This window comes from Bacillus sp. FSL K6-2861, assembly GCF_038630725.1.
GTDB lineage: Bacteria > Bacillota > Bacilli > Bacillales > Bacillaceae > Bacillus > Bacillus velezensis.
The window spans coordinates 2,791,615-2,812,105 of sequence record NZ_CP152037.1 but is presented as its reverse complement, the minus strand read 5'-3'; the positions used below and the strand labels follow the sequence as shown (position 1 = coordinate 2,812,105).

At 48.4% G+C, this 20,491-nt stretch carries 18 protein-coding genes, 1 other RNA gene and 1 other annotated feature; of the genes, 17 read left to right on the top strand and 2 right to left on the bottom strand.

Features of this window, described 5'->3' with window-relative positions; translation table 11 throughout:
• Positions 1-36: 36 nt before the first annotated feature.
• The 4 genes from recJ to dtd all read left to right on the top strand — a co-directional run bounded on the left by recJ (position 37) and on the right by dtd (position 5,733).
• Positions 37-2,397, top strand: a complete 2,361-nt coding sequence (recJ, locus tag NYE62_RS13860) for a single-stranded-DNA-specific exonuclease RecJ (protein WP_242750425.1) — start codon at positions 37-39, stop codon at positions 2,395-2,397.
• A 5-nt stretch (positions 2,398-2,402) separates the two neighbouring features.
• Entirely contained in the window at positions 2,403-2,915 is a 513-nt protein-coding gene (locus NYE62_RS13855) for an adenine phosphoribosyltransferase (protein ID WP_003152714.1), read from the top strand.
• A gap of 157 nt (positions 2,916-3,072) precedes the next feature.
• A complete protein-coding gene (gene relA, locus NYE62_RS13850) occupies positions 3,073-5,277 on the top strand; it encodes a GTP diphosphokinase (RefSeq protein WP_003152716.1) in 2,205 nt (734 codons plus the stop codon).
• A 12-nt stretch (positions 5,278-5,289) separates the two neighbouring features.
• On the top strand, positions 5,290-5,733 hold the full coding sequence (dtd, locus tag NYE62_RS13845) for a D-aminoacyl-tRNA deacylase (protein WP_007408194.1): 444 nt from the start codon (positions 5,290-5,292) through the stop codon (positions 5,731-5,733).
• 26 nt (positions 5,734-5,759) lie between these two features.
• Here the strand turns inward: dtd and NYE62_RS13840 are convergent, their stop codons facing one another.
• Positions 5,760-7,322: an SH3 domain-containing protein gene (locus NYE62_RS13840; protein WP_242750423.1), complete on the bottom strand. Its 1,563-nt coding sequence runs from the start codon at positions 7,320-7,322 to the stop codon at positions 5,760-5,762.
• Positions 7,323-7,452: 130 nt separating this feature from the next.
• Here NYE62_RS13840 and NYE62_RS13835 point away from each other — a divergent pair, with 130 nt between their 5' ends.
• From NYE62_RS13835 to NYE62_RS13815, 5 genes are all read left to right on the top strand, one after another.
• The gene (locus NYE62_RS13835; RefSeq protein WP_012118083.1) at positions 7,453-7,623 is read left to right on the top strand and encodes a YrzK family protein; all 171 of its coding nucleotides are present in this window, start codon (positions 7,453-7,455) and stop codon (positions 7,621-7,623) included.
• 60 nt (positions 7,624-7,683) lie between these two features.
• Positions 7,684-7,916, top strand: a binding site (T-box leader).
• Between the two features lie 63 nt (positions 7,917-7,979).
• Entirely contained in the window at positions 7,980-9,254 is a 1,275-nt protein-coding gene (hisS, locus tag NYE62_RS13830; protein WP_007612829.1) for a histidine--tRNA ligase, read from the top strand.
• 14 nt (positions 9,255-9,268) lie between these two features.
• Positions 9,269-11,047, top strand: a complete 1,779-nt coding sequence (aspS, locus tag NYE62_RS13825; protein ID WP_031378916.1) for an aspartate--tRNA ligase — start codon at positions 9,269-9,271, stop codon at positions 11,045-11,047.
• Positions 11,048-11,109: 62 nt separating this feature from the next.
• Positions 11,110-11,301, top strand: a non-coding RNA gene (gene ssrS / locus NYE62_RS13820) — 6S RNA.
• A gap of 71 nt (positions 11,302-11,372) precedes the next feature.
• Complete coding sequence (locus NYE62_RS13815) at positions 11,373-12,137, top strand: tRNA threonylcarbamoyladenosine dehydratase (RefSeq protein WP_012118080.1); 765 nt, start codon at positions 11,373-11,375, stop codon at positions 12,135-12,137.
• A 115-nt stretch (positions 12,138-12,252) separates the two neighbouring features.
• Here the strand turns inward: NYE62_RS13815 and NYE62_RS13810 are convergent, their stop codons facing one another.
• Entirely contained in the window at positions 12,253-13,521 is a 1,269-nt protein-coding gene (locus tag NYE62_RS13810) for a replication-associated recombination protein A (protein ID WP_015240288.1), read from the bottom strand.
• Between the two features lie 194 nt (positions 13,522-13,715).
• Between NYE62_RS13810 and cymR the strand changes: the two genes are divergently transcribed.
• From cymR to NYE62_RS13770, 8 genes are all read left to right on the top strand, one after another.
• Positions 13,716-14,132, top strand: coding sequence for a cysteine metabolism transcriptional regulator CymR (cymR, locus tag NYE62_RS13805; RefSeq protein WP_003152730.1), 417 nt, complete (start codon positions 13,716-13,718; stop codon positions 14,130-14,132).
• Between the two features lie 18 nt (positions 14,133-14,150).
• Complete coding sequence (locus NYE62_RS13800; protein ID WP_007408201.1) at positions 14,151-15,290, top strand: cysteine desulfurase family protein; 1,140 nt, start codon at positions 14,151-14,153, stop codon at positions 15,288-15,290.
• A gap of 36 nt (positions 15,291-15,326) precedes the next feature.
• Complete coding sequence (gene mnmA, locus NYE62_RS13795; protein WP_015417906.1) at positions 15,327-16,442, top strand: tRNA 2-thiouridine(34) synthase MnmA; 1,116 nt, start codon at positions 15,327-15,329, stop codon at positions 16,440-16,442.
• A 57-nt stretch (positions 16,443-16,499) separates the two neighbouring features.
• Positions 16,500-17,150 carry a tetratricopeptide repeat protein gene (locus NYE62_RS13790; protein ID WP_007408203.1) on the top strand — a complete coding sequence of 217 codons (651 nt, stop codon included), beginning with the start codon at positions 16,500-16,502 and terminating at the stop codon, positions 17,148-17,150.
• Between the two features lie 18 nt (positions 17,151-17,168).
• Positions 17,169-19,547 carry an ATP-dependent RecD-like DNA helicase gene (locus tag NYE62_RS13785; RefSeq protein WP_095352925.1) on the top strand — a complete coding sequence of 793 codons (2,379 nt, stop codon included), beginning with the start codon at positions 17,169-17,171 and terminating at the stop codon, positions 19,545-19,547.
• Between the two features lie 118 nt (positions 19,548-19,665).
• On the top strand, positions 19,666-20,124 hold the full coding sequence (locus NYE62_RS13780) for a PRC-barrel domain-containing protein (protein WP_007408205.1): 459 nt from the start codon (positions 19,666-19,668) through the stop codon (positions 20,122-20,124).
• 12 nt (positions 20,125-20,136) lie between these two features.
• Positions 20,137-20,328, top strand: coding sequence for a hypothetical protein (locus NYE62_RS13775; RefSeq protein WP_003152738.1), 192 nt, complete (start codon positions 20,137-20,139; stop codon positions 20,326-20,328).
• Between the two features lie 21 nt (positions 20,329-20,349).
• A complete protein-coding gene (locus NYE62_RS13770; RefSeq protein WP_003152741.1) occupies positions 20,350-20,481 on the top strand; it encodes a YrzQ family protein in 132 nt (43 codons plus the stop codon).
• Positions 20,482-20,491 lie beyond the last annotated feature (10 nt).

Sequence of the window (20,491 nt, the reverse complement as noted above, 5' to 3'; positions counted from 1 at the left end):
CGCTCTAGTATAATAGGGTGGTTGAGGGGTGAATTTATGTTAGCGTCAAAAATGCGCTGGGAAATCCAGCAGCCGGATCAGGAAAAAGTCAAATCACTCACAGAACAATTGGACATAACACCTCTTGTGGCATCACTGCTTGTAAAAAGAGGTTTTGATACTGCCGAAAGCGCAAGGCTGTTTTTACATACAAAGGATGCAGACTTTTATGACCCGTATGAATTAAAGGGAATGCGGGAAGCAGTTGATCGGATAAAACTGGCGGTTTCTCAAGGGGAACCGATTATGATTTACGGAGATTACGATGCAGACGGCGTTACAAGCACGTCGGTGATGCTGACGGCACTGAGACAGCTGTCGGCGGACGTTGACTTTTATATTCCCGACCGTTTCACAGAAGGCTACGGCCCGAATGAACAAGCTTTCCGCTCCATAAAAGAGCGGGGATTTTCGCTGATCATTACAGTGGATACGGGAATCGCCGCCGTCCATGAAGCTGAAGTCGCAAAAGAGCTGGGCTTAGACGTCATTATTACCGACCACCATGAGCCGGGACCCGAGCTTCCTGACGTATTTGCGATCATCCACCCGAAGCAGCCGGGCTGCGGCTATCCGTTTAAAGAATTGGCCGGCGTCGGTGTGGCGTTTAAGCTTGCCCACGCGCTTACGGGTTCTTTGCCGGAAGCTATGCTGGACTTGGCGGCAATCGGTACGGTTGCAGATCTGGTGCCTCTTCATGATGAAAACAGATTAATTGCGTCACTCGGAATCGAAAGGCTTCGGACGACAAATCGGCCGGGCCTCAAAGCCCTGATTAAGCTTTCCGGCGGAGATATCGGACAAGCTGATGAGGAAACGATCGGATTTCAGGTCGCGCCGAGGCTCAATGCCGTCGGAAGAATAGAACAGGCCGATCCCGCCGTCCATCTGCTGATGACCGAAGATCAGTTTGAAGCGGAGGAACTGGCTTCGGATATTGACCGGCTGAATAAAGAGCGGCAGAAAATGGTGAAAACCATGACCGAAGAGGCTGTTGAAATGGTTCAGCAGCAAGGCGGAAACCCGTCTGCCATTGTAGTGGCAAAAGCCGGCTGGAATCCGGGAGTCGTCGGTATTGTCGCATCGAAGCTGGCTGAACGTTTTTACCGTCCCGCTGTTGTGCTTGGGATAGATGAGGAGCAGGGAATCGCTAAAGGGTCGGCGCGAAGCATCAGAGGCTTCAACCTGTTTACGAGCCTTTCACAGTGCAGAGACATTCTTCCTCATTTCGGCGGGCATCCGATGGCGGCAGGAATGACGTTGAAGGCTGAAGATGTGGCGGAATTAAGGGACAGGCTGAATCAAATGGCTGAAGAAACCCTTACGGAAGAGGATTTTATTCCCGTTCAGGAGGTTGATCTTGTCTGCGGCGTTGAAGACATAACCGTTGAAAGCATTACAGAATTGAATATGCTGTCGCCGTTCGGCATGCTTAACCCTAAACCGCATGTGATGGTGAAAAATGCCGTACTTGATGATGTGCGCCTGATCGGAGCGAATAAAAACCACGTGAAAATGACGGTGAAAAGTGATTCCGCCGTCCTTGACTGCGTCGGCTTTAACAAAGGAGAGCTTGAAGCCGGAATTGTCCCCGGATCAACGATTTCCATTGTCGGCGAGATGTCCATTAATGAATGGAACAACAGAAAGAAGCCCCAGCTGATGATTAAAGACGCTGCGGTGCCGGAATGGCAGCTTTTTGATATCAGGGGCAAGCGGACGTGGGAAGACACGGTCACCGCGCTGCCGAAGGAAAAACGGGTGCTCATCAGCTTTAACGAAAAAACCGCTCAGAAGCTCCGTGCAAAAGAGCTGTCGGGCGAGCTGGCCGGGATCACATCGGAATCCGAGGCGGAAGCTCTCCAGCTTGACGGAAAATATGCCGTTTTTCTGGATGTGCCGCCGTCAGCGGATCGCCTGCAGCATTTGCTTGACGGAAAGAAGCCGGACCGGATTTATTTTGTTTTTATCAATCATGAAGAACATTTCCTGTCCTCATTTCCATCGCGGAATGATTTCAAGTGGTTTTACGCATTTCTCTTGAAAAGGGGCGCTTTTGACTTCGGCAAGCATGGTTCAGAGCTTGCGAGACACAGAGGATGGTCAATTGACACAATCAATTTCATGACAAAGGTGTTTTTTGATCTCGGTTTTGTTAAAATAGAAGATGGTGTGCTGTCTGTCGTGAGCGGCGCGAAAAAACGCGACCTGGCAGATTCGCAAACCTATCAGGTAAAACAGCAGCTGATGGAATTAGACCAGAAGCTCAATTATTCCGCAGCCCATGAGCTGAAGGAATGGCTGAATAAGCTGATGAACCAAGGTTCAGAAGCTTATGAAAGTACGAGGAGGACATAGAACAGATGGATCTTAAAAAATACGTAACAATTGTGCCCGATTACCCGAAAGAAGGCGTACAATTTAAAGATATTACGACATTGATGGACAAAGGCGACGTATACCGTTACGCCACTGACCAAATTGTTGAATATGCAAAAGAAAAAGAAATTGATTTAGTTGTCGGGCCTGAAGCGCGCGGCTTTATTATCGGCTGTCCGGTTGCATACGCTCTCGGAGTGGGCTTTGCGCCGGTTCGGAAAGAAGGAAAACTTCCGCGTGAGGTCATTAAAGTCGATTACGGTTTGGAGTACGGAAAAGACGTACTGACGATTCATAAAGATGCGATTCTGCCGGGACAGCGCGTGCTGATTACTGATGACTTGCTTGCAACAGGCGGCACGATCGAAGCAACGATTAAGCTGGTCGAAGAACTGGGCGGCGTCGTAGCCGGTATTGCGTTCTTAATCGAGCTTTCTTACCTTGACGGAAGAGACAAGCTTGACGATTACGATATTTTAACATTAATGAAATATTAACCGCATATGGAAAAAAGCACTCGTGTCAGGGTGCTTTTTTCCTATTATTTCATCATCCTGACAGATTCTTTAGGTGTTTTGAACTTCTGCCCTTTACATCTCTCGTTTTTTTCTTGATAATAAACTAATACAGTTTACATTTAAAAAAGGTGATTCCATGGCGAACGAACAAGTATTGACTGCCGAGCAAGTAATAGATAAAGCGCGCACTTATCTGCCGGAGGAGCAGATTGCGTTTGTTGAGAAAGCTTACCTGTATGCGCAAAACGCGCATCGCGAACAGTACCGCAAATCAGGTGAGCCGTACATCATTCATCCGATTCAGGTGGCGGGGATCCTCGTCGATCTGGAAATGGACCCTTCCACAATTGCGGGCGGATTTCTGCATGACGTGGTAGAGGACACGGATGTCACCCTCGACGACCTGAAGGAAGCATTTTCTGAAGAAGTGGCGATGCTTGTCGACGGCGTGACGAAGCTCGGTAAAATTAAGTATAAATCTCAAGAGGAGCAGCAGGCGGAAAACCATCGAAAAATGTTTGTCGCTATGGCTCAGGATATCAGAGTCATATTGATCAAGCTGGCGGATCGCCTTCACAATATGCGGACGTTAAAGCATCTTCCGCAGGAAAAGCAGCGGAGAATTTCAAATGAGACGCTGGAAATTTTCGCTCCGCTGGCCCATCGGCTCGGGATTTCTAAAATCAAATGGGAGCTGGAAGACACCGCTCTCCGTTATTTGAATCCTCAGCAATATTACAGAATCGTCAACCTCATGAAGAAAAAGCGCGCGGAACGCGAACTTTATGTCGAAGAGGTTGTCAATGAAGTGAAAAAACGGGTCGAAGAAGTAAATATCAAAGCGGACTTCTCAGGACGTCCGAAGCACATCTACAGCATTTACCGCAAGATGGCGCTGCAAAATAAACAGTTCAATGAAATATATGATCTGCTCGCCGTCCGTATTCTTGTCGGAAGCATTAAAGACTGCTACGCCGTACTCGGCATTATTCATACGTGCTGGAAGCCGATGCCGGGCAGATTCAAAGATTATATTGCAATGCCTAAACCGAATATGTATCAGTCGCTGCATACGACCGTAATCGGGCCTAAAGGCGATCCGCTGGAAGTGCAGATCAGAACGTTTGAGATGCATGAGATCGCTGAATACGGGGTGGCCGCACACTGGGCATATAAAGAAGGCAAGGCTGCAAACGAAGAAGCGACATTTGAGAAAAAACTGTCCTGGTTCCGTGAAATTCTGGAATTCCAAAACGAGTCTACGGATGCGGAAGAATTTATGGAATCGCTGAAAATCGATCTGTTTTCTGACATGGTATACGTATTTACGCCAAAAGGCGATGTCATTGAACTGCCGTCAGGCTCTGTGCCGATTGATTTTTCCTACAGGATCCACTCGGAGATCGGCAACAAAACAATCGGGGCGAAAGTGAACGGAAAAATGGTGACGCTTGACCATAAGCTCCGGACGGGCGACATCGTCGAGATTCTGACGTCCAAGCATTCATACGGTCCGAGTCAAGACTGGGTTAAACTGGCGCAGACGTCTCAGGCGAAACACAAAATCCGCCAATTCTTTAAGAAACAGCGCCGTGAAGAAAACGTCGAAAAAGGCCGTGAGCTTGTCGAGAAAGAAATTAAAAATCTTGATTTTGAAGTGAAAGATGTTTTAACACTCGAAAATCTTCAAAAAGTTGCCGACAAGTTCAATTTCTCAAATGAAGAGGATATGTACGCGGCGGTCGGGTATAACGGCATTACCGCTCTTCAGGTGGCCAACAGGCTCACCGAAAAAGAACGGAAGCTTCGTGACCAGGAAGAGCAGGAAAAAATCGTTCAGGAAGTCACTTCCGAGCCGAAACATTATCCGCAAGGGAGAAAACGGGAAGCGGGTGTGCGCGTAAAAGGCATTGACAACCTTCTCGTCCGCTTGTCGAAATGCTGCAACCCGGTGCCGGGCGACCATATTGTCGGTTTTATTACAAAAGGGCGCGGTGTATCCGTTCACCGGGATGACTGTCCGAACGTCAAAACGAATGAAGCGCAGGAACGTCTGATCCCCGTTGAATGGGAGCATGAATCACAGGTTCAAAGACGCAAAGAATATAACGTTGAGATTGAGATTTTGGGGTATGACCGTCTCGGGCTTTTAAATGAGGTGCTCCAAGCCGTAAATGAAACGAAAACCAACATCTCCTCTGTCTCCGGCAAATCCGACCGCAATAAAGTTGCTACGATTCATATGGCGATTTTTATTCAAAACATCAACCATCTGCACAAAGTGGTCGAGCGGATTAAACAGATCAGAGACATCTATTCAGTCCGGCGGGTAATGAACTAAAAGGAGCTTGCTATGAAATTAGTTGTTCAGCGTGTAACAGAAGCAAGTGTGACGGTTGACGGCGCTGTTGCCGGCCGGATCGGACCCGGCATTATGGCGCTTGTCGGCATCACTCATGAAGATACAGAAGAAGATGCCGCTTACTTGGCGGATAAAATCGTGAATCTTCGGATTTTTGATGATGAAAGCGGCAAGATGAATTTATCGCTTTTGGATACGGGCGGGGAGATTTTATCCGTTTCCCAGTTTACGCTTTACGGCGAAACGAAGAAAGGGAGACGCCCGAATTTTATGAATGCGGCTAAACCGGATCAGGCTGTGCTCCTTTATGAAAAGTGGAACGAACTCCTTCGGGAAAAAGGAGTCAAAGTGGAAACCGGAATATTCGGAGCCATGATGGATGTTCAGCTGACGAATTCCGGGCCGATTACATTGATTATGGATTCTAAACAATAAAAAAGCTGCCGTTCGGCAGCTTTTTTTTATGATTGAAAATAATGTTCCAATCCGCTTTCAATTCCGTCTGTCACTTTTTCCTGATAAGAGCCGCTATGTATGATTGTTTCTTCTTGCGGTTGACTGAGATAGCCGAGCTCATACAGCATGGCAGGCCGTTTATTTTCCCTCAGGACGTAATAATCGCCAAACAGAACGCCGCGATCTGGGATAGAGGAACGCTTCACTACTTCAGAATGGACGTCTGAGGCAAGCTGGCGATCCTTAGACGGACTGTAATAATAAGCTGTGCTTCCCCGTGTTGACGTATCGGCATAGCTGTCATAGTGAATGCTGATAAAGGCATCCGCATTCCGGTAATGAGAGGTTGAAACCCTGGCCTGCAGGCTGATAAAAGTATCATCCTGTCTGGTGATATACACGTTTGCACCGGCCGCCCGCAATTTTTGGGCCAGCAACTTAGCGGTTTTAATGGTTACGTTTTTTTCAAACTTTCCGGAGTAGCCGATCGTTCCGCTGTCTTTTCCTCCGTGTCCGGGATCAACGACGATCGTCTTGTTTTTAAGTGAGCCGCTGCCGCCTGACGTGGCGGGAGAAGGTGCTTCACCTGTTTCCTCACCGCTTTTTGACGTTTGTACGACCCAGTTTGCCACATATGCGGTTTGTCCGTTTTCAAGCCGGACTTCATACCATTTGCCGCTTGAGCCGACAATCGGGTAGGCTGCGCCTTTATCTGCTCTTTTTACGATAGAAGCGGAAGTCGAGGCCGAGCTCCTTAAGTTGGTGCCGCCGTAAACAATATACGCTTTTTTCGAGGAGCCTGAGCCCGCAGAACCGTCTCCCGAGCCGGATGCGCTGTCCGATGAGTCAGAATCCTTTATGATGTAGTGGCTTGCTGCCCAGCCTTTTTGCCCGTTTGCTTCAATTTTCAGCCAGCCGTGGTCTTCACTTAAGATGGAAACCTTTGTTCCGCGTGATAATTTAGTCATAATCGCTGAATCATGTGACGCTGCACTTCTGACATTCAATGAAGAAACGCCGACAGTCCCGTTTTTTGACCCGCTTCGGGCCGAAGTTGCTTTCGTATCCGATCCGCCGCTGTCCGCGGTGACGTATTCGGAAGAAACCCATCCGGTTGTGCCTTGATAAGAAATGTTCACCCATCCGCTGTTCTTGTCCAGCACGGATGCATGTGCGCCTTGCGGAAGTTTGCCGATGACTTCATACGATGTCCCCGGGCCTTTTCTGATGCGGAGGTCAGGATCGGTGGAAGTGACCGTTCCGCTTGTTGCGGATGAATGGTCTGCTCCCCCGGCTGTTTTTGATATCAGCCAGGAAACGACCCATCCGGTTTTACCGGGGCTCAGCTGAAGCTGCACCCAGTCTCCCTCTTCCTTAGCGATCGGGTATCTTTCCCCTTTTTTTACTTCAGCCTTAATTCCGTAGCTCAGGCCGGGACCGCCTCTGACATTGATCTTGTCTGTCGCGATGACCGCTTCTCCCTCTGCGGCGATTGCGGTGTGGAATGACGGAAGAAGCGCTGTGATGATGACGCCGCATAAAATAAGAGCAAGAGTTCTCTTCTTCATGGCTGTCCTCCTTTCTGAACTAACTAAAATACATTCTTGTATAATATCGTATTTTCCTTGCTGAATGTTAAATAAAAATAAAATGGTTTGTTTATACTAGTCATAAATACAGCGAAAAGGTGTGCAAATCATGAAATATCAACCAAAAATGGGACGCGCGCTGCACGATGCGGAAGGAAATCTGCACTTCAGTGATCAGAGCGATAGCGAAAAGGCGGGTTTTCTTGAAGAGACGGCGACGGAGTTCGGTCTCTTATCGAAAGAAGCGGTCGCAAGGAAAAACAGACGGAATAAAACTTGACAGGGGAGTGCAATCCCATTATTATAATAGAAATTGATGTACATAAGTCATGATAACGATTTTGAACCGATAATGGAGAAGAGTAGGTCAGAATGCATGGAGAAGAGAGGAACCGTCCCGGGCTGAAAGCGGATCCGCACTGCATCTTTCTCGAAACAACACTCCGGAGGTTCCCTGCTGAACGCTTTTGCAAGTCATTAGGCAGCGGACGTGAACCTGCGTTAAAGGTCAGAGCGGGGATGCTTCGGCATTCCAACTAGGGTGGCACCACGGGTATAACTCTCGTCCCTACTATACATGTATAGTAGGAGCGGGAGTTTTTTTATTTGAAGAAAGACATTAAGGAGGCCTGTAACATGGCATATCACATTCCAAGAGGCACACAGGACATACTGCCGGGTGAATCAGACAGATGGCAGTTCGTCGAACAAATTATGAGGGAGACGTGCCGCACTTATCAATATAAAGAAATCCGCACACCGATTTTCGAGCATACGGAATTGTTCGCAAGAGGCGTCGGTGAGTCTACAGATATCGTGCAGAAAGAAATGTACACGTTTGAAGACCGTAAAGGGAGAAGCCTGACGCTTCGGCCGGAAGGAACAGCCGCTGCAGTCCGCGCGTTCAATGAAAATAAATTATTTGCGAACCCGGTGCAGCCGACGAAGCTTTATTATGTCGGACCGATGTTCCGTTACGAACGTCCGCAGACGGGGCGTTTCCGGCAATTCTATCAATTCGGAATCGAAGCGATCGGCTCCAAAGATCCGGCCGTGGATGCAGAAGTCATTGCGCTTGCGATGAGTATTTACCGTAAAGCGGGTTTGAAACATGTCAAGCTTGTGCTGAACAGCCTTGGTGACCAGGAGAGCCGCAAATCCTACCGGGAAGCGCTCGTCAAACATTTTGAACCGCGCATCGGAGAGTTTTGCTCAGACTGCCAGTCGCGCCTGCACACAAACCCGCTCAGAATTCTTGACTGCAAGAAAGACAGAGAGCATGAACTGATGAAAACGGCTCCGTCCATTCTTGATTACTTAAATGAAGAATCAGCCGCTTATTTTGAGAAAGTAAAACAATACTTAAACGATCTCGGCATCCCGTTCGAAATAGATCCGAACCTTGTCAGAGGGCTTGATTATTATAACCATACCGCTTTTGAAATTATGAGCAATGCCGAAGGATTCGGAGCGATTACAACCCTTGCCGGCGGGGGCCGCTATGACGGGCTTGTTGAACAGATCGGCGGACCTGAAGCGCCGGGTATCGGATTTGCGATGAGCATCGAACGTCTGCTGGCAGCCATTGACGCTGAGAAAACAGAGCTTCCCGTCAATCAGGGGATTGACTGCTACATCGTGACGCTCGGAGAAAAAGCGAAGGATTATTCCGTTTCCCTCGTGTACAAACTGAGAGAAGCGGGCATCTCAAGTGAAATCGATTATGAAAATAAAAAGATGAAGGGCCAATTCAAAACGGCTGACCGTCTCGGCGCACGTTTTATTGCGATTTTAGGGGAAGATGAGCTTGCCCAAAATAAAATCAATGTAAAAGATGCGGAAACAGGAGAACAGCGTGAAGTGGTGTTAGACGAGCTGATACAAGTGTTAAAGGCAGATCAAAAGCAGTGAAGGAGAGGAACGCTATGTTTGGAAGAACATATTATTGTGGCGAGATAACTGAAAAAGCGATTGGCGAAACCGTCAAACTGAAAGGGTGGGTGCAGAAGCGGCGCGATCTCGGCGGCTTGATTTTCATTGATTTGCGCGACCGCTCGGGTATTGTGCAAGTCGTGTTCAACCCTGACGTATCGAAGGAAGCCCTTGCCGCAGCGGAAGCAATCAGAAACGAATATGTGCTTGATATCGAAGGCACGGTTTCTGCCCGTGAAGAAGGCACGGTGAATTCCAACCTGAAAACCGGTAAAATTGAAATCAAAGCTGAAGCGGTGACGGTGCTCAGTACGGCGAAAACGCCTCCGTTTCCGATCAGTGACCAGGCGGCTGAGGTTTCTGAAGACGTCCGGTTAAAACACCGCTATTTGGATTTGCGCCGCCCGGCGATGTTTCAAACATTGCAAATGCGCCATCAAGTCACAAAATCTATCCGCCATTTCTTGGATGAAAACGGATTTCTTGATATTGAAACACCGATTTTAACAAAAAGCTCTCCCGAAGGCGCCCGTGATTACTTAGTGCCGAGCCGGGTGCATGAAGGGGAATTTTACGCCCTTCCGCAATCGCCGCAGATTTTTAAACAGCTTCTGATGGTGTCGGGCTTTGAACGGTATTATCAAGTGGCCCGCTGCTTCCGCGATGAAGACTTGCGTGCCGACCGCCAGCCGGAATTTACGCAGATTGATATCGAAATGTCCTTTATGAGTCAAGAGGACATCATGGCTCTGGCGGAAGAGATGATGGCGAAAGTCATGCTTGAAACAAAAGGTGTTGAAGTACCGCTGCCGCTTCCGCGAATGACATATGAAGAAGCGATGAACAGCTACGGTTCCGACAAGCCTGACACCCGCTTCGGCATGCTGCTGACGGACGTGTCAGACATAGTGAAAGATACTGAATTTAAGGTGTTCTCATCAGCCGTGGCAAACGGCGGCGTTGTAAAAGCGATCAATGTCAAAGGCGCTGCCGGCGACTATTCCAGAAAAGATATCGATGCGCTCGGCGTTTTTGCCGGAAATTACGGCGCGAAAGGTCTCGCTTGGGTGAAAGTTGAAGCTGACGGCGTAAAAGGCCCGATTGCGAAATTCTTTGATGAAGAGAAGCAGGCAAAACTGGCTGAAGCGCTTGATGCTTCTGAAGGCGATCTGCTCCTGTTCGGCGCTGATAAGTTTGAGGTTGTGGCTCAATCCCTCGGCGCGCTTCGCTTAAAGCTCGGCAAAGAACGCGGCCTGATTGACGAAAGCCTCTTCAACTTCCTGTGGGTTGTGGACTGGCCGTTACTGGAGCATGACGAGGAAGAAGGCCGTTTCTATGCGGCTCACCATCCGTTTACAATGCCTGTCCGTGAAGATCTTGACCTGATTGAAACGGCGCCTGAAGATATGAAAGCGCAGGCTTACGACCTTGTCTTAAACGGCTATGAACTCGGCGGAGGCTCAATCCGTATTTTTGAAAAAGACGTTCAGGAAAAAATGTTCGGGCTTCTCGGCTTTACAAAAGAAGAAGCGGAGGAGGAGTTCGGATACCTTCTTGAAGCCTTTGAATACGGCGCCCCTCCGCACGGCGGAATCGCGCTCGGCTTAGACCGTTTGGTTATGCTTCTTGCAGGCCGCACAAACTTAAGAGATACGATCGCTTTCCCGAAAACGGCAAGCGCAAGCTGCCTTCTTACGGAAGCGCCCGGCGAAGTGAGCGACGCCCAGCTTGAAGAACTTCACCTTTCTGTCAAAAGAAAAGTGAAACAGTAAAGATCAGCAGTTTGTTTCTTGAAAATCAAAATCTGCTGTGATATGATTTTGACAAGTTAAATAAAGTCCTGATGTGTTAGTTGTACACCTAGTTTTGACCGAACATTTTTTTGATTTGGGAGCCCGCATTTTTAAATGGCGTACATGCCTCTTTTCATTCGTTAAGAGGACTTACAAGATTTAAAAAAGGGCACCCACCTGCTGAGAGCGGGTTCAAAACGAAGGAAAGCTGCAACGGCACAATTGGGACTTTATTTTTTGTGCGCTAAAACCAGCGGCTTTTTGACAAGCCGAGTTTATAAAACCAGAATGTGGAGTGAGGTTCTTGTTACATCAGTTTTCCAGAAATGAGCTAGCGATTGGAAAAGAAGGGCTGGACACGTTAAAAAACAGCACGGTGGCCGTTCTCGGCGTCGGCGGAGTCGGTTCATTCGCAGCCGAAGCATTGGCGAGGTCCGGAGTGGGGCGGATCGTGCTTGTCGATAAAGATGATGTTGACATTACAAACGTAAACCGCCAGCTGCATGCGCTCTTGTCGACGGTGGGACAGCCGAAAACAGACTTGATGAAAGCGCGGATCGCGGATATTAATCCGGATTGTGACGTCGTCGCCTTAAAAATGTTTTATACGGAAGAGACGTATGAGCAGTTCTTTGAGTATCCGCTCGATTACGTCATTGACGCGTCGGATACAATTCATTATAAAATTCATCTGATGAAAGAATGTCTGAAACGGAATGTTCCGCTGATTTCAAGCATGGGAGCGGCGAATAAAACAGACCCGACACGCTTTCAGATTGCTGATATTTCAAAAACCCATACCGATCCGATTGCCAAAGTTGTCCGCACAAGGCTTCGTAAAGAGGGCATTAAAAAAGGCGTACAGGTCATTTTTTCTGATGAAAGCCCGATCGTCATCCGTGAAGACGTCAGAAAAGAAGTCGGGAATGATGAAGCGAAAATCCGCAAAGCGCAAATGCCGCCGTCTTCCAACGCCTGGGTTCCGTCAGTGGCCGGTCTGATTATGGGCGGACATGTTGTCATGGAGCTCTTAAAGGACATCGACATTAAACGGGTTAAAGATAAATAAAAAGAAAAACAGCCTTCTTCAGGAAAGGCTGTTTTTTTATTTGAATCCGCCGTTTACACGAAAGATTTTGGCCGGTATCAAAAAAAACAAGAACACATAGGGTGTTCTTGTCCGGTTATTTTTTCTGCTTCATCAGTTTTTCATACACTTGCTTTATGGCGGCTTCAAATTTCCCAGTTTGTTTCGGTTTATAGTATTGCTTGTTTTTTAACGGATCAGGCAAATATTGCTGTTCGACCCATCCGTTCTCGAAATCGTGAGGATATTGATAGCCGATCCCGCGTCCGAGCTCTTGGGCCCCTTTATAGTGGGCGTCTTTTAAATGTTTCGGCACATCGCCGATTTTACCCGTCCTGATGTCTTTGAGCGCCTCATCAACGGCTGAGATGGCGGAGTTTGATTTTGGCGAGAGGCATAATTCGATTACCGCATTGGCCAGCGGAATTCTCGCTTCCGGAAAGCCGATCCGTTCTGCGGTCTGAATCGCGCTCAGCACCCGGGGGCCTGCCTGCGGGCTTGCGAGGCCGATATCTTCATAGGCGATCACGAGAAGCCTTCTTGATATGCTTTCAAGGTCGCCGGCTTCGATCAGACGGGCCAGATAATGAAGGGCGGCGTTTGCGTCCGAGCCTCGGATCGATTTTTGGAAGGCGGATAAGACGTCATAATGCGCATCGCCGTTTTTATCATGAGTATAGCTTTTTTTCTGCAGACATTCTTCCGCCGTCTCCCGTGTAATCCGGATCGTGCCGTCGCTTGATTCCTTTGTGGAGAGCACGGCAAGCTCAAGTGCGTTCAAAGCGGAGCGGACGTCTCCTCCGCACCCTTGCGCGAAATGATCCATCGCGTCGTCGTCCACCGAAACGCTGTAGGAACCGAGTCCCCGGTGTTCATCTGTGAGCGCTCTTTCCAATGCCTGCTTGATCAGATCGGGTGTTAACGGTTCAAGCTCGAAGATCTGGGTCCGGCTTCTGATGGCCGGGTTAATGGCATGATAGGGGTTGGCGGTCGTCGCGCCGATTAAAATAATCATGCCGTTTTCTAAATAGGGCAGCAGAAAATCCTGCTTTCCCTTATCAAGCCTGTGCACTTCGTCAAGGATTAAAATGACTTGGCCTGACATTTTCGCTTCCTGTACGACAATCTCCATGTCTTTTTTATTATGAATGACGGCATTCAATTTTCTGAATGCGATGCTTGTCGATCCTGCGATCGCTGTGGCGATGGACGTTTTTCCGATGCCCGGCGGTCCGTACAGGATCATGGATGATAAGTGCTTTGCACGCACCATTCTGCCGATGATTTTATCTTCTTTGACCAAATGTTCCTGGCCGATAATGTCTTCGATATTGGCAGGCCGCATCCGATACGCCAATGGTTTCATGAACATCTCTCCTTACATATACAGGGTAACGGAAAACGGACGATTAGAAAAGCGAATTGCGGCGGGCCCCGTGTTTCAATGAAAATTAGGATAAGTTATGTTATAATAACAGTTGGTCTATAAGATACTAAACAGATTATTCATATCCATTTACTTGTATAAATTAACAATTAGAATTGACTGGGGTGTTCATATTGAAAATATCGACAAAGGGAAGATACGGGCTCACCATTATGATTGAATTGGCGAAAAAGCACGGAGACGGTCCGACGTCGCTCAAAAGCATCGCCCAAACAAACAGCCTTTCTGAGCATTACTTGGAACAGCTTGTATCACCGCTCAGAAACGCCGGACTCGTAAAAAGCATCAGAGGCGCTTACGGGGGGTACGTGCTCGGGGGCCAGCCTGAAGAGATAACGGCCGGAGATATTATCAGAGTGCTGGAAGGGCCGATCAGCCCGGTAGAAGTGCTTGAGGATGAAGAGCCTGCCAAGCGGGAGTTATGGATCCGCATCCGCGACGCTGTAAAAGACGTGCTGGACAGCACGACGTTAGAAGACCTTGCGAGCTACACGGACGGCGAGCAGGAAGCTTATATGTTCTATATTTAAACCAGAGGTGTACAGACAATGGAACGGATTTATTTAGATCATGCCGCGACTTCCCCGATGGATGAGCGTGTGCTCGAAGAAATGAAGCCCCATTTCTTCGGCAGTTTCGGCAACCCGTCAAGCATTCATTCATTCGGGAGAGAATCCCGGAAATGGGTCGATGAAGCGAGAGCGGACATCGCGCGCGAAATCAGTGCGAAAGAACAGGAAATTATTTTCACAAGCGGCGGCACGGAGGCTGATAATTTAGCGATTTTCGGAACGGCTGCCGCCCGGAAGAATGAAGGTAAGCATATCATTACGACCGCTATTGAGCATCATGCTGTATTGCACGCCTGCGAAAAGCTGGAAGAAGACGGCTTTGAGGTGACATACCTCATCCCCGGCCCTTCAGGACGGATCAGTGCAAATCAGGTGAAAGAAGCGCTCCGTGATGATACAATCCTTGTTACCGTCATGTATGGCAATAACGAAGTCGGTACCATTCAGCCGATTGACGAAATCGGAGAGCTGTTAAGCGGGCATCAGGCCTATTTTCACACAGATGCCGTCCAGGCATTCGGTTATATGCCGATTGACGTGAAAAAAAGCAGAATTGACATGCTGTCTGTTTCCGGTCACAAGCTTAACGGGCCTAAAGGGACAGGCTTTTTATATGTAAATCAAGAGGTGAAGCTGTCACCGATTCTTCTCGGGGGAGAGCAGGAACGAAAGCGCCGCGCGGGGACGGAAAATGTACCGGGCATCGCCGGCTTAAAAGAAGCGGTCGTCCTTTCAAACCGTGAGAGGGAAGAGAAAACAGCGAAGTATAAGGAGTTTAAGAACATTATCATGAGCACGCTGGAAAAATCCGGCGTCACAGCGGAGGTGAACGGAGATGCCGAGAAATGCCTGCCTCATATTTTAAACCTTTACTTTCCCGGTGTGCCGGTGGAAGCGCTGCTGGTCAATCTTGACATGGAAGGCATTGCCGTCTCCAGCGGATCTGCTTGTACGGCAGGATCCGTTCTTCCGTCCCATGTGCTTACGGCCATGTTCGGAAGTGAGAGCGGCAGGCTGACTTCGTCAATCCGCCTCAGCTTCGGCCTCGGCAATACGGCGGAACAAATCGAAACAGCCGCCGAAAAGCTTGCCGCCGTCGTTAAACGGCTTGCTTAAAACGGCGGACTTACGTTTTTAATGGAGTGAATGCAAATGGAAAAACGGCCGGAGGATACAAGAGTCGTAGTCGGCATGTCCGGCGGCGTGGACTCTTCCGTGGCGGCCCTTCTGCTGAAGGAGCAGGGCTACGATGTAATCGGAATCTTTATGAAAAACTGGGATGATACGGACGAAAATGGTTTTTGCACGGCGACGGAAGATTATGAAGACGTCATCCGGGTCTGCAACCAAATCGGAATTCCGTATTATGCCGTCAATTTTGAGAAGCAATATTGGGAAAAGGTATTTCAATATTTCCTTGATGAATATAAAGCCGGAAGAACCCCCAATCCGGATGTCATGTGCAATAAAGAAATTAAGTTTAAGGCTTTCTTGGATCATGCTCTGTCACTCGGCGCGGATTATCTTGCGACGGGCCATTACGCCCGCGTGGACAGAAGCGCAGGTACAGTGCGCATGCTCCGCGGTCTGGATGAAAACAAGGACCAGACTTATTTTCTGAATCAGCTCAATCAGGAACAGCTCAGCAAAGTCATGTTCCCGATCGGTGATCTGCAAAAAAGCCGCGTGCGGGAAATCGCCAAAGAAGCGGAACTTGCGACAGCTGCGAAAAAAGACAGCACGGGAATCTGCTTTATCGGCGAACGCAACTTCAAAACGTTTCTCAGCCAATATCTCCCCGCTCAGCCGGGCGATATGATGACAATGGACGGAGAAGTAAAAGGGCGTCATGACGGTCTGATGTATTATACAATCGGACAGCGCCACGGTCTTGGAATCGGCGGAAGCGGCGAGCCGTGGTTCGCCGTCGGTAAAGATCTTGAAAAAAACATTCTGTATGTTGATCAAGGATTCCATAATCCGCTTCTGTATTCTGATAAGATCACGGCGACAAATGTCAGCTGGACGCGTTCCGGTCTGATGGACGGCGGCGAAATGACATGCACGGCGAAATTCCGCTACCGCCAGGAAGATCACAAAGTAACGGTGAAAATGACGGGTGATGATGAAGCGGAAGTCATTTTTGACGGGCAGGTACGCGCCGTTACGCCGGGACAAGCCGTCGTTTTTTATGACGGAGAAGAGTGCCTCGGCGGCGGAACGATAGATGACGTTTATAAAGACGGAACAAAACTGTGGTACGTATAACACATGTAAAAAACCTCAACTCGCATGTTGGGGTTTTTTAGCGAAAGGAAGTTAAAAATGGATTATAATAAAATCGGGATTGACGCCATGCAGGAGGGCGATTTTGAAAAAGCGGCAGAGGCTTTTACGAAAGCGATTGAGGAAAACGGCCAAGATCCGGTGCCGTATATCAACTTCGCAAATCTGCTTTCTTCTGTGAACGAACTCGAACGGGCGCTTGCATTCTATAACAGAGCGCTTGAATTGGACAATTCGGCGGCAGCCGCTTATTACGGTGCGGGAAACGTATATGTGATGAAAGAATCGTTTTCCGAAGCGAAGGATATGTTTGAAAAAGCGCTTCGCTCCGGAATGGAAAACGGAGATTTGTTTTATATGCTGGGGACCGTTCTCGTTAAATTAGAGCGGCCGAAGCTTGCACTGCCATATTTGCAGCGTGCCGTTGAATTAAACGAAAATGACACGGAAGCACGCTTCCAGTTCGGAATGTGCCTCGCAAATGAAGAAATGCTGGATGAAGCTCTGGCGCAGTTTGAGACGGTGATCGAGCAGGACCCAAGCCACGCGGACGCATTTTATAATGCCGGAGTCGCTTACGCGTACAAAGAAAATCGTGAAAAGGCGCTTGAGATGCTGGAAGGCGCAATCGGCATACAGCCTGATCATATGCTTGCGCTTCATGCGAAACAGCTTATCACCCAGTCATAACAAAAGGAGGGAAGGCTCGTGGATCAGCTGAACATCGAAGAACAGCCGTATGTAAAAGGCGTCATTCATACGGTCATTTATCATAATGACACCAACCTGTATACAGTGCTGAAAGTCAAGGTTGCAGAAACGTCTGAGGCGATCGAAGACAAGGTCGTATCCGTAACGGGCTACTTCCCTCTGCTGCAAGAAGATGAGACCTACACATTTTACGGAAAAACCGCCACGCATCCTAAGTTCGGCCTGCAATTTCAGGCTGAACACTTTAAAAAAGAAATTCCGACCACAAAAGAAGGGATCATTCACTATTTATCAAGTGATCTGTTTGAAGGAATCGGAAAAAAAACGGCGGAAGAAATCGTCAAAAAGCTCGGAGACGGCGCGCTCAATAAAATTCTGACGGATGCATCGGTGCTTTACGATGTGCCGAAAATGTCGAAAAAGAAAGCGGATAAGCTTGCCGGAGAGCTGCAGCGGCATCAGGGGCTTGAGCAGATTATGATCTCTCTGAACCAATACGGTTTCGGGCCCCAGCTATCCATGAAAATATATCAGGCCTACGAAACGGAAACACTGGAGAAAATTCAGGAAAATCCTTATCAGCTTGTAAAAGACGTTGAAGGCATCGGCTTTGTGAAAGCTGACGAGCTGGGCGGAAAAATGGGTCTGTCAGGAAACCACCCGGAGCGGATCAAAGCGGCTATCTTATATACAATTGAATCGACCTGTCTTTCAGAGGGCCATACGTACATAGAAACAAAGCAGCTGATAATCAATACGCAAACGCTCCTGAATCAGTCAGCTGAAGGCGGCCGCGTCACGGAAATGGATGCGGCTGACGGCATCATCGCCCTCGGGGAGAGTAAGGATATCGTCATAGAAGGAGAACGCTGCTATTTTCCGTCCTTGTTTTACGCCGAACAAAATGTCGCAAAACGCGTGCTCGACATTGCGGCTCAGACGGAGTATGCCGATCAATTTCCTGAATCGGAATTTCTGCTTGCACTCGGTGAACTGGAAGAACGGATGAATGTTCAATACGCGCCAAGCCAAAAGGATGCCATTCAAAAAGCGCTGTCTTCACCGATGCTTTTACTGACCGGAGGACCTGGGACGGGGAAAACGACCGTTATTAAAGGAATCGTGGAATTATACAGTGAACTGCACGGAGTATCGCTTGACCCCGGTGATTATAAAAAAGACGAGACGTTCCCGGTGCTGCTTGCCGCGCCGACGGGAAGAGCCGCAAAACGGATGAGCGAATCTACGGGTCTGCCGGCTGTTACGATACACAGGCTGCTCGGCTGGAATGGCGCTGAAGGCTTTACCTACAATGAAGATCAGCCGATAGAAGGGAAACTGATCATTATAGACGAAGCGAGTATGCTCGATATCTGGCTCGCCAGCCATTTGTTTAAGGCGCTTCCTAAGCACATTCAGCTCATTGTCGTCGGTGATGAAGACCAGCTTCCTTCAGTAGGACCGGGGCAGGTGCTCAGAGACCTTTTGGCTTCTGAGGTGCTGCCGACCGTGCGCCTGACAGATATTTACCGTCAGGCTGAAGGATCATCCATTGTGGAACTTGCGCATGATATGAAAAAAGGACTGCTTCCAAAGGGGCTGACCGCGCCGACAAAGGACCGCTCATTTATCCGCTGTAATTCTTCACAGATTAAAGAAGTCGTGGATCAGGTCGTTTCGAACGCGTTAAAAAAGGGGTATACCTCCAGGGATATTCAAGTGCTGGCCCCGATGTACAGGGGAAAAGCGGGAATTAACGAGCTGAATATGCTTCTTCAAGACATCATGAATCCGCCGAAAGAAAAAAGGCGGGAGCTGAAATTCGGTGATGTCGTCTACAGGACGGGCGATAAAATATTACAGCTTGTCAACCAGCCGGAAAACAATGTGTTTAACGGCGATATCGGCGAAATCGTATCCATTTTTTATGCCAAAGAAAATACGGAAAAAGAAGACATGGTCGTCGTCTCATTTGACGGCAACGAAATCACCTTTACGAAAAAGGATTTCAGCCAGTTTACCCACGCGTACTGCTGTTCGATTCATAAGTCGCAGGGAAGCGAATTTCCGATTGTCGTCCTGCCTGTCGTCAAAGGCTACTATCGAATGCTCAGGAGAAATCTGCTTTATACCGCCATAACAAGGGCGAAAAAATTTCTGATTCTTTGCGGAGAAGAAGAAGCGCTTGAATGGGGCGTCAAAAACAATGATGCCACCGTCAGACAGACGTCGCTTAGAAACAGGCTCACAGAGCAGACTGAAGAGATGGATGCAGAACTGGCCGCCCTGCAAAAAGAGCTGCCGTTCAGTGTATATGATGCGAACATCGGAATGGAAGGCATCACGCCGTTTGACTTTATGGAAGAAAAAGCGTAAATAAAACCCGGAGTATAAACATGCGCCGGGTTTTCGCCTGTGGAAGTCATTTCAAAGTATGCTGCCCGGCTTCTTGGCAAAACCTATACGTGTTCAACAAAAGGTGGTTGATCACACTTTGAGAACATGCCATGCAGCTGAAGGACGAACAGTATATGACGAAAACACCGGGCGCAGTCTCGGGATGATATCGGATGTATGTTTCTCTCTGGACGGCCGGTTTCTCGGTTTCGTGCTGGAGCAGAAACGCCTGTTTCACAACCGCCATCTTTTTTTAGAGGCAAGTGATATAAAAGAGATGGATCAAGAAGCCGTAGCTGCCGGTCATGCTCATTTGCAGCCTTTGCCGAAGAGCTGTTTCACTTTTGAACAGATTAAAATGCAGCCGGTGAAATCGCCTGATGGTGAAATGTTCGGTTTGCTGGAAGATGTATACTTTTGTTTGGACAGGGGCATAATCGTAGCATATGAACTCTCGGACGGCTTCTTTTCAGATCTGGCCGGCAGACGCCAAGTGCGCCGCGCCGCCGATACGCTTATTGAAGCGGGGAAAGAAGGCATCGTCCTGAACGGATAAGAGGTGTAGTCTGTGCTTGTATGTCCGAACTGCAAAAGTAAAGATATCGGCAAAATCGGCGTAAACCAATACTATTGCTGGGGCTGCTTCATTGAGCTGACGGTAGCCAAAGGCAAAATTGCGACACATCAAGTAGAGGAAGACGGCACGTTAAGCAGTCTTGATGATTTGTTTTCTGAAGACGAACGCAGTATCAATTTTTAAAGTTGAAAGGAGATACGCGCGATGGGCAGAACAATGACCTCTCTGTTGGCTTTAGGAGCTGGAGCCGTTATGTATCGTATGGCTTCTCAGTCCGATATGCTGAATAAAAAAGGTATGAAACGGATGAGAAGACGAGTCATGAAAATGTTTTAAGCAGAAAAAA

Excerpts from the sequence above, each read along its gene's own strand:
- relA (WP_003152716.1), top strand. The coding sequence starts at position 3,073 with ATGGCGAACGAACAAGTATTGACTGCCGAGCAAGTAATAGATAAAGCG.
- NYE62_RS13835 (WP_012118083.1), top strand. The coding sequence starts at position 7,453 with ATGAAATATCAACCAAAAATGGGACGCGCGCTGCACGATGCGGAAGGA.
- NYE62_RS13840 (WP_242750423.1), bottom strand. The coding sequence starts at position 7,322 with ATGAAGAAGAGAACTCTTGCTCTTATTTTATGCGGCGTCATCATCACA.
- NYE62_RS13810 (WP_015240288.1), bottom strand. The coding sequence starts at position 13,521 with ATGAAACCATTGGCGTATCGGATGCGGCCTGCCAATATCGAAGACATT.
- NYE62_RS13770 (WP_003152741.1), top strand. The coding sequence starts at position 20,350 with ATGGGCAGAACAATGACCTCTCTGTTGGCTTTAGGAGCTGGAGCCGTT.
- dtd (WP_007408194.1), top strand. The coding sequence starts at position 5,290 with ATGAAATTAGTTGTTCAGCGTGTAACAGAAGCAAGTGTGACGGTTGAC.
- hisS (WP_007612829.1), top strand. The coding sequence starts at position 7,980 with ATGGCATATCACATTCCAAGAGGCACACAGGACATACTGCCGGGTGAA.
- NYE62_RS13800 (WP_007408201.1), top strand. The coding sequence starts at position 14,151 with ATGGAACGGATTTATTTAGATCATGCCGCGACTTCCCCGATGGATGAG.
- NYE62_RS13790 (WP_007408203.1), top strand. The coding sequence starts at position 16,500 with ATGGATTATAATAAAATCGGGATTGACGCCATGCAGGAGGGCGATTTT.
- recJ (WP_242750425.1), top strand. The coding sequence starts at position 37 with ATGTTAGCGTCAAAAATGCGCTGGGAAATCCAGCAGCCGGATCAGGAA.
- aspS (WP_031378916.1), top strand. The coding sequence starts at position 9,269 with ATGTTTGGAAGAACATATTATTGTGGCGAGATAACTGAAAAAGCGATT.
- mnmA (WP_015417906.1), top strand. The coding sequence starts at position 15,327 with ATGGAAAAACGGCCGGAGGATACAAGAGTCGTAGTCGGCATGTCCGGC.
- NYE62_RS13855 (WP_003152714.1), top strand. The coding sequence starts at position 2,403 with ATGGATCTTAAAAAATACGTAACAATTGTGCCCGATTACCCGAAAGAA.